This is a genomic window from Pseudomonas sp. SH10-3B, assembly GCF_019891415.1.
GTDB lineage: Bacteria > Pseudomonadota > Gammaproteobacteria > Pseudomonadales > Pseudomonadaceae > Aquipseudomonas.
Map to the genome: position 1 here is coordinate 1 of NZ_JAFLXD010000090.1, position 8,799 is coordinate 8,799.

The window sequence follows — 8,799 nt, forward strand, 5'->3', positions numbered from 1 at the left end:
CGCGCCCATCGCGGCATCGTCGGCGACTTGGGTTTTGCTCAGTGCCCAGACCACCCCGTCCAATGCACGCCAGCGGCTCAGGCCTTTCCATTGCTCGGGGAAGGACTGATCCAACGCCAACTGGGCGCTGCCGCCCCAGAGCAGGACGGTGCCTTGTCCTTCCAGCCAGAAGAGCTTGGTCAAGGTTGGGGCGAGGGATTCGATTTCGGTGGGTTCGCCGATGACCAGCAGTAGGCGGGTTTTGTGGCGCCAGAAGAGGCCGTGGCGATGGCGCAAATGGGCGCGCAGGTTTGAGAAATGAACGCCTTCTTGGCGAGGAAAAATAATCGGAGCGCCTGATGGGGCGTAAACCTTATCCGCCTGTCCCTGCTCTCGGTGGTTTTGGCGCTTGAAATGTGTCACCAACTCCGGCACCAGGCGGACCGTCACTGCAACAGTAATGATCAGTAAAAAAGCCAACAGCTTGTGCGCCTGCTCTACTAACCCTATCCGCTCCCCAAATACCCAGATCAGTCCGGCCAGGAGGAACAAAAACGCAGTGATCCATATTGCTGCGCCCACATGGCGCCATGAATTGCTCCTAGCGTTCATGCCAACTCTCCCGTGATAACTGTACCGACCCAGTGCTTTGATTTTTCTTGGGCCAACACCAACAAAGGCGCGTGCTGATGCCGCGCCACCTCCACGCCAAGCGCGGCGACCAGCCAGTGGCCGAAGGGCCCCGGCAACCCGCTTGCCCCCTCTTGAATCCATTGCTGTGTCGCGTTGAGCGATGCGCCATGAGCGCCAGCGACAGCAAGCAACTCGCCAATCAAAGGCTGCCAGGCCGATCCGTCAGCCAACACGCCGACGGCCTGGCAAGCATTTTTCTGAGTGTGCAGAAATAGCGGTAGCTCGCTGTCCAGCGCGCCGATATTCAATGGCATCGGCCGTAACAAGCTGGCACTTATCGGTAGCTTCATAGCGAGTGCAAGGCTATCCGGGCACAGAAGCAAGGCCGCAAGCCCGTCGGAGTAAGCCTCTTGGCCATGTACCTGAAGCACCAGGACGAGTTCGATGGCCGCGCTGGCGGTCGTTAAATTTTCATCTATGCAGCTGTATGACAATTCGCCAGCCAGACAGATCGTCGCCGGAGGCGTTCGGCTTATCGCGGTACTCCAAGCCTGCCGCAATACCTCGCGCAGGCCATCGTAATGCCCGGGGTCGACATCGCTGAGCAGGGTCACCCGCAGCAACTGCCCAGAAGGCAACGCTTTAATTGCCGACGCCATGGCGTGGATCAGCATCTGTAATCCGGCCTGAGCGCGTTCCGCCCCCTCAGGCAATGCTGTAATACGCCGTGCCTGCCCTGTACGGGAAGGCAATCCGGAAGGACCTTGAGTCAATACACTGGCAGACACCTGCTCCGGCAGTAGTACACAACTGGCGGATACCGCCATGGAGCGCTGGGCCCAGCCCTGCCAGGATTTCTGTACTTCTTGTGCGCGTTCCTCCAGAAACTGGTGATGGCTTAACGCTCTGCCATAGGCGTAGGCACGCGCACCGAACGCCAAGAGCCACACCATCAACGGCACACCGGACAGTACCCAGGCATCGAGCGCCTGCAGTAACGACACTCGTCCGGAGACATGCAACACAAACAGCAGCGCACACACCAGCACCGCGACGACGGCCGCCCAGAACCAACGCGCTAACACCGGTGGCTTCGGTGTATCTGCCAACGCAAACAGCTTGCGATCCCAGCCCATGATTAACCCACCCCGCAATCGGGTGCACTGGAGATCACCTGGCAACCGCATTCACAGCGACAGCCATTGACCACCATTGCGCGCTCACCCTCAGACCAGTCAGGGCAGCCATCCACAATCCGATTAACGCCGTGCCCCGGCAGCGGGCAACGCACCTCATCGCCGACCAATGCCACGCGCTTGCCATTAACCATGGTCGTGGATGAAGCAGAGATTACTTCACCGCCGTGGGTGGTTTTATCACCTAATAAAACGAATCCTTGGGACATAAACATCTCGCTCCATGGGTCATGCATTCAAGTGCCCCATGCACTCGAACTCTCTTCGATGCTTGACTCGGATAACATCGTTATCAATTAGAAAGTAATTGGCTCACTTCTTTTAAACGAAGGAAACGCAACTTGAATGCATAACCTTCGATACCGAAAATGCATTTACAACATCACCGTTTCCATACAGGGAATTCGACGTCCCGAACTGGATGGGCGCTATCGGGCAAGGGGTCGGTAAACCCATCGACATCCGTCTTCTCTTCGTATGTTCGACCGTCCTTACCCACCAGCCTGTAGCTGTACGAAGGCAGTCTGCTCCCCCACTCGTTGACGATGACGTAGCGACCAAACCCAGGCTGATCAGGCTCTGGGAGCCAGTCGGGTAATAACCGCGGGCGGGGGTCAGGGCAGGCGAAATAACGCCAGCGTGAAAAACATTCAGGGGCGCGTCCTGTGCGAATGCTTTGTAGTTTCCAGAAGTCTGGCTGTGACTGACGTTCCTCCACGACGCTCCCGTCGGGATAAGTAAATTTGGTGTGATTACCCTCTTTCTTCTCCTTTGGTTCAGTAGAGTAAACCGCAAAGTTCGAATGCAGGATGGGCTTAAAATGGACCCGACGAGCTTCTAACGCTTGATATATGCGATAGATACCGCCCTCACCGGATAGGCTAATATATTTTTTATAGCCACCCAGAAAGGATTCACTTAGCCAGGGGTAGTAGTCCTTCTTAATCGTCAAGTCCCCTTCAACCTTGATATCAGCTCCTCCCCGTGGCGAGTCGTTGTAGTCAAATATCACGACCACTCCGCCCCCTCCCCCGGAGGTCACGTTCTCACCAAAACGCGTCGGATCCGCATAAACCACACCAAACGTCACATTCGCCAAATGCCAGCGGCACGCGCCACCGCCATCTTTTGGCAGCTCCACCTGGTAAAGATCGCTCTCTCCTTGACGCTCCAATTCCTTGTAAACCGAATGACGACCATCCTGTTCCACACGTTGGCCGCTGGCGCCGCGTCTGATGCTCTTACAGATGGCCGAGCGATACATCACCCACATGGTTTCGGTTTTCAGTTCCTTGGGCAGTTTCACAGTGACGGTTATTTTTTCGCTGTTGGCAGGCGGCGCCAGGCTGTAGTCCTGACGGCAGCCGCTGAGGCTGAAAAACATCATGCACAACACCACAGGTATACGGTGGAACCTGGGCATGTGCTTGGCGGCAGCAACGAGTTCGAACGCCATTTTTTGTATAGGCCTCATCAACGCCTCCCGACGGGAAAGTCGACTTCGCGAACTGGATGGGCGCTATCGGGCAAGGGGTCGGTAAACCCATCGACATCCGTCTTCTCTTCGTATGTTCGATCGTCCTTACCCACCAGCCTGTAGCTGTACGAAGGCAGTCTGCTCCCCCATTCGTTGACGATGACGTAGCGACCAAACCCAGGCTGATCCGGCTCTGGGAGCCAGTCGGGTAATAACCGCGGGCGGGGGTCAGGGCAGGCAAAATAACGCCAGCGTGAAAAACATTCAGGGGCGCGTCCTGTGCGAATGCTTTGTAGTTTCCAGAAGTCTGGCTTCGATTGGCCGTCGGCTACGACACTGCCGTCGGGGTAGGTGAATTTAATAAAATTGCCAACTTTGTGTACCTTTGACCCTTCCGAACTAACCAGTACCGAAGGGTGAAAAACAGGCTCGAAATACACTGTTCGCGCCTGCAATGCCTGATAGTTAATATAGATGCCACCCTCACTCGCCAAATTTATAGCCTTGCTGTATCCGCCTATAAAACTTTCATGTATCCAAGGGTAATAGTCCTTTTTGATTGTTAAATCCCCACCAACTTTTATATCAATACCGCCCCTTGGTGGGTTGTTATAGTCAAATATCACGACCACTCCTCCCCCAGCGCCATAAGTCACGTTCTCGCCAAACCGCGTCGGATCCGCATACTCCACACCAAACGTCACATTCGCCAAATGCCAGCGGCACGCGCCACCGCCATCTTTTGGCAGCTCCACCTGGTAAAGATCGCTCTCTCCTTGACGCTCCAATTCCTTGTAAACCGAATGACGACCATCCTGTTCCAGACGTTGGCCGCTGGCGCCAAGGCTGACGCTCTTACAGATGGCCGAGCGATACATCACCCACATGGTTTCGGTTTTCAGTTCCTTGGGCAGTTTCACGGTGACTGTTATTTTTTCGCTGTTGGCAGGCGGCGCCAGGCTGTAGTCCTGACGGCAGCCGCTGAGGCTGAAAAACATCATGCACACGACAGTGAGCAATCGGAAAAACCGGGTTCCGACCATCCGCGTATCAATCGGCTTAACCATAGATTTTCTCGTAATACGCTTTGGGGTCGGCAATGGCGTTAAAGCGCTGCAGCGCCTCGGCTCCGCCCTCCACTTGCCGGGTGATATGCAGGGCCTGGTCCAGCAGGCCTTGCAATTCAAGAAACACACGGCTGCGGACCAATTCGTCCTCATGGATGCTCCCGTAGTAATCCTTTATCTGTTGTTCGAACGTGCGCCTTTCTATCTGTCGCTCCAGCAAGGGGTCGCGCTCGGCGTCAATCGATTCCAGCAATTGGTTATGGATATAAGGTTGGTACTGCGACATGAAGTGATCGCCAATACGCGGCAGTCGCCCCGTCGCCGGGATGCTGTAGCGCGGGAAGAACCGGGCCTTGCTCTCGGCTGTAAGGGAGGCATTCAGGCGCTGCGTGGCCTGTTCGACCTGTTGGTCACTGTCCTCGATCAGGCTCGGAACCAAATACAACTTGGCTTTTATCGGCAGTTCGTAGGTGATCGTGCTGCGATAAGGCGAGCCGTCAGGTTTGCGGTAAGGGGAATAAGGGGTGAATTCCCGTTGTTGATGCTGTTCGGCCCGGAGAAACAGGGCGATCTCACCGTGATGGCTGTATGGGTCTTCATGCTTGAACAGGGCGCTGGTAATAGCTTGACGTAGAGACCAACTAAACCCCGCCAGCAGGCCCATAGGGCCGTAGATGTCATATAGGTAGTTGTCTAGCGCAGCCTCGGGGGGCACGCGGGGAATGGCGTCCATATCATTGACATGGCGAAAATGCCAAAGGTCGCCCAAAAATTGCACAGCATGGAGGGTGAAGGTGCGAGGCATGCCGTAGGTGTAGAGCAGAGGATTATGGCCTTTCAGCGAGGCTGCGTGGATGAGGCCGAGGGCGCCGCCCAGGCTATGGCCGCAGATGAACAGTTTTTTACTGTCGATATCCTTAAAAATCGTTTGGCCTAAATCTTTGTTATAAACCCGTCTCGCCACTTCAAAAGCATCGCGAAAACCAAGATGCACACTGCCCACATCGGTGAGGCCAGGGCAATGAACCTTAGGCTCGCAAACCGCAGCAATCTCCGGTTTCACAGGACGAAAGGTCGCATCGGTAATTAAATCAGCGAGCCCCTCCATCTCAGTGCCACGCCACGCCACCAAAACCTGAGAAGCACTGATAGCGTAAAACAGCTGAGTGTGACCTTCCGGTGGGTCTGCCTTACCAGTATCCAAGGGCTCAACCGTCACATAGCGCTCGCTAAAAGGTACATCCGTCACCACACACGGCCACGCCTGGCCGCTATCCCAAACCCTGGGTGTGCGTGACAAATCCAGGCATTGCTGCTCGAAAAGCTGCTTGACGGAGCCCAGCTCGGTTTCACCCCGATTGCTATACGCCAGAATACTCATCAAGCCCAGGTTGTAGGCATTGACCAGGCTGTACTCAGGCTGGTGATGCAACACCAGAGACCAGGCGCGAAAGGGGCAGATTTCCAGCACATGGCGACGGTCCAGTTCGTCACCACTGATGGTGAAGCCTGCGAACTTTCGTTCCGGGAAGTGAAACGCCGGTAGCTGATTCGAATTATCCAAAGGGGGCTGGAGTGTAGGGAGTTGGTCACAGAGTTGGCCAATTCGCAGATAGTGGTAGCAGTACCCCGAAGCCAATGCCTGCTTCTCAATAGGTGAAAAGCCTGAGCGTTGCGGACCATACATCGGAGTGCGGTCCCCAATACCTGGCCGGGGGGGCTCGGCCCGCTTAGCACGCAAACGACGCGTTTGCAGTTGCTCGGCCAAAGGATTTGCCTCCATCAACAACGTGATAGGCAACGGATGCAAACCCTCGATGCGAATCACCCCTTCAGCATCACTGCGGCCAATAAATTCCGGCACAAAGCGTTCGCGAGTGGCTTCATTCACCGCCCGATAGGGCAGGTTCGCCAGCGGCTCGCCCTGCTCGTCCAGCAACTGGAACTCGATCCAATGCTTTATCTGTTCGCCGCCAATAAAATCCTTGTACGGATTGAGGGTATCTGTACGGTGCATTGGATCGTTCATGTTATTCCTCAATAAATCGTTATATTTTCAAGTCATTATCTGATGGGGCAAGTTGATCCAGCTCTAGCCGTTTCTTTTAGCCAATTCAATTTCAACCTTTAGTTCCGCCCATACCTTCGCACTGATAAGCCGTATCAATCTCCTTGCCACAGCAGATAAACATTTACCCATCACCCCCTGCCTCGCTCTTTTCTTGACCAGGGACTCAATATCCGCGACCAACTGTTCCTCATCGAAGTACCACCAAACAGGCGGTACGGGCACCAATACATTACTGATACACACCGGAGCGACTCTCTCAAACAACGCAAACTCCACGTCCTTGATAGCGTAGTTTTTTGCAACCCCTGCGACCTGTTTGTAATCAACCTCACTGTCTACAAACAAATTAGAGAGCGCCAACCAGAGTTGGCGTTGTTCTAACTGATTTGCCACTGGGTAAACTCCTCAATCTCATCATCCAGAGAGTCCGCAAGTTTCGATGCAGCCCAGCCGGAGGCAATTCCGCCCGCAAGCATTAACCCGATTGCACAAAACGGTGCGCCCGGCCCGCACACGGTAGAGACGGCAAAGCTCGCCAGTACAGTCCCGGCAAAACCGCCGCTTATCGTAATGCCCTGCTTGATAGCCTCTTTCTTCTTATTCTCAGCGTTGGCGATTTCGTAGGTTGCATAAACAATCGTCACGACGATCAAAACCTTGCCCGACACCTTCAGCGCTTTATTTAACGTATTGAACCCGGCATTAGGCCTGGCCGAAGACTCTACAATCTCGTAATACAGGGCATTCTTTTGCTCAGGGTTGAGTGCCACGAAGGTTTTACCGAACTTCCTGCCGGCTTTTTCATCCAGTAGTTTTTCTAGCTCTGGAGAAACAACCTTCCTTTTTTCGGCAATAGCCCGCCCGGGCACCGAGGTTTTCTTGCGGGTTTCCGCCATGATTTTATTTCGTGCCTCATAGCAGAATTCGGCAGCTTCCTTTACTGAGATTTTCCCCGCACTTACTTGCGACAACACCTGCACCTTGACCCGCCTTACATTGCTATTGTAGTTATCGCGCAACTTTGCATCACTTATAAAGCCCGAAGAAAACTTTAACGCCGCGCCCTCAAAGCTCTCAAGAGCACGTTCTAACGTATCATCGTCAACCTGATGACTTTGTCGAGCCAGGTAGTTTCGATAAAAAGCATCCATCCTGTTTACTCCGCCAGTTCTCTTAATAGTTTTTCTGCGGCGCTGGGTAAATCCTCCTGAAGTTCCGGGCTTTGCACTTTGAACTCGACACAGGATTTACCCGTAAAAGAATAAAAACTTACTTTGCTTTCACCATTAAACTCACCCTGCAAGACCTCACCGTCGTCCATCGTCGCGGTGCACTTCATGCCTTGGTAATTTGATCCCGGAGGGGCAGAAAAGCTGATCCACTTTTCGGTCTGTGGCAGTTCGATTTTCAAGCTACCTGGCATCCACGTATGGACGCTCATCGTCTTGCCGTCCTTGTCAGTCACACCGGTGAATACGTCTCCCTGCTGAGTCGTTACTCGGTAGCGCGTAAATCGCAACGCTGCCTGGGTGGCGTCTTTCAATGTATAGCCACCGGCGTAACCAGTCGGCAACACTGAGGCCGGCGTCTCAAGAGTGGCGCCGCCAAGTTTTTGCACGTGGGCGGCCTTGAGGTAGATATTGCCGGGCGCGCCTAGCTCTATATCGCCGCCTTTCAGACGGATATAGGCCCCCCCGCAGTTGATCACCACCTCCTGTGGGGCACTGATTTCTACGCGACCTTCGACGCTTTCGATCTTGAGGTCAGCCTTTGCCAGAGCGTGGAGGCTATTGCCTTGGGCATGCAGTTCGACCTTGCCTTCATTTGCTTTGAGTTGCAGCTCACCACGTTGTGCGAACAGGCTCATGCCGGCCTCGGCGACTGCGGTGATGTCGTGTCCAGCGGTGATGTCAGCGTTACGTGCCGCGATGATGCCGACGCTCTCCCCGCCGGACGACAGGCATATGGCCTTTGGGGTGAGCACGCCGATACCCTCCGGCGCATGGAGCAGAACGCCGGGCTGCGCGAGTCCTTTAAGACGCTGCTGCAGGCCTAGCTGGCTATCGATGTCGCCAGAGTTCACTTGGGCGCTGCTTGCTGCCTGTGCCATAGAGCGAGCCAGCGACAATGCTCCCTCCAGTTGCGCAATGGCTGCCGCCATATCCAACTGATTACCTTGAGCGTGTCCCTGTTCATCAGCGCTGATAAACAACCCCTTGCCACCCCGAATCGCGCCCCAACCATCGGTGCGCAACTCAAACCCTTCCCCGCGCTTTTGCTTTTTGCCATCCACCAGATGCCCAAGACTCAGCTGGCTCTTGCCACTGTGCTCGGTACTCAGCTTGACGTGCTCCTGCCCCCGCGTGTCGTCCATGC

General features: G+C 54.8%; 8 protein-coding genes and 1 pseudogene. All 9 read right to left on the reverse strand.

What is annotated here, in order from left to right:
• Positions 1 to 591 (reverse strand): annotated as a pseudogene (locus J1G35_RS31130) (type VI secretion protein VasK); the annotation flags it as partial.
• Complete coding sequence (locus tag J1G35_RS30165; RefSeq protein WP_262417476.1) at positions 588 to 1,748, reverse strand: hypothetical protein; 1,161 nt, start codon at positions 1,746 to 1,748, stop codon at positions 588 to 590. The pseudogene J1G35_RS31130 and the gene J1G35_RS30165, both read right to left, overlap by 4 nt.
• Before the next feature lie 2 nt (positions 1,749 to 1,750).
• Positions 1,751 to 2,017: a PAAR domain-containing protein gene (locus J1G35_RS30170; RefSeq protein ID WP_223016823.1), complete on the reverse strand. Its 267-nt coding sequence runs from the start codon at positions 2,015 to 2,017 to the stop codon at positions 1,751 to 1,753.
• Between the two features lie 173 nt (positions 2,018 to 2,190).
• Positions 2,191 to 3,282, reverse strand: a complete 1,092-nt coding sequence (locus tag J1G35_RS30175) for a hypothetical protein (protein WP_262417477.1) — start codon at positions 3,280 to 3,282, stop codon at positions 2,191 to 2,193.
• Positions 3,282 to 4,352, reverse strand: a complete 1,071-nt coding sequence (locus J1G35_RS30180; protein ID WP_223016824.1) for a hypothetical protein — start codon at positions 4,350 to 4,352, stop codon at positions 3,282 to 3,284. Before J1G35_RS30180 ends, J1G35_RS30175 begins: the two co-directional genes overlap by 1 nt.
• Positions 4,345 to 6,381: a lipase family protein gene (locus J1G35_RS30185; RefSeq protein WP_223016825.1), complete on the reverse strand. Its 2,037-nt coding sequence runs from the start codon at positions 6,379 to 6,381 to the stop codon at positions 4,345 to 4,347. The genes J1G35_RS30180 and J1G35_RS30185 overlap by 8 nt, the downstream gene beginning before the upstream one ends.
• A gap of 63 nt (positions 6,382 to 6,444) precedes the next feature.
• Entirely contained in the window at positions 6,445 to 6,816 is a 372-nt protein-coding gene (locus tag J1G35_RS30190; RefSeq protein ID WP_223016826.1) for a hypothetical protein, read from the reverse strand.
• The gene (locus J1G35_RS30195; RefSeq protein WP_223016827.1) at positions 6,801 to 7,574 is read right to left on the reverse strand and encodes a hypothetical protein; all 774 of its coding nucleotides are present in this window, start codon (positions 7,572 to 7,574) and stop codon (positions 6,801 to 6,803) included. Before J1G35_RS30195 ends, J1G35_RS30190 begins: the two co-directional genes overlap by 16 nt.
• Before the next feature lie 5 nt (positions 7,575 to 7,579).
• Positions 7,580 to 8,799 (reverse strand): type VI secretion system Vgr family protein (locus J1G35_RS30200; RefSeq protein ID WP_262417478.1); only part of this gene is annotated, 1,220 nt, incomplete at its 5' end.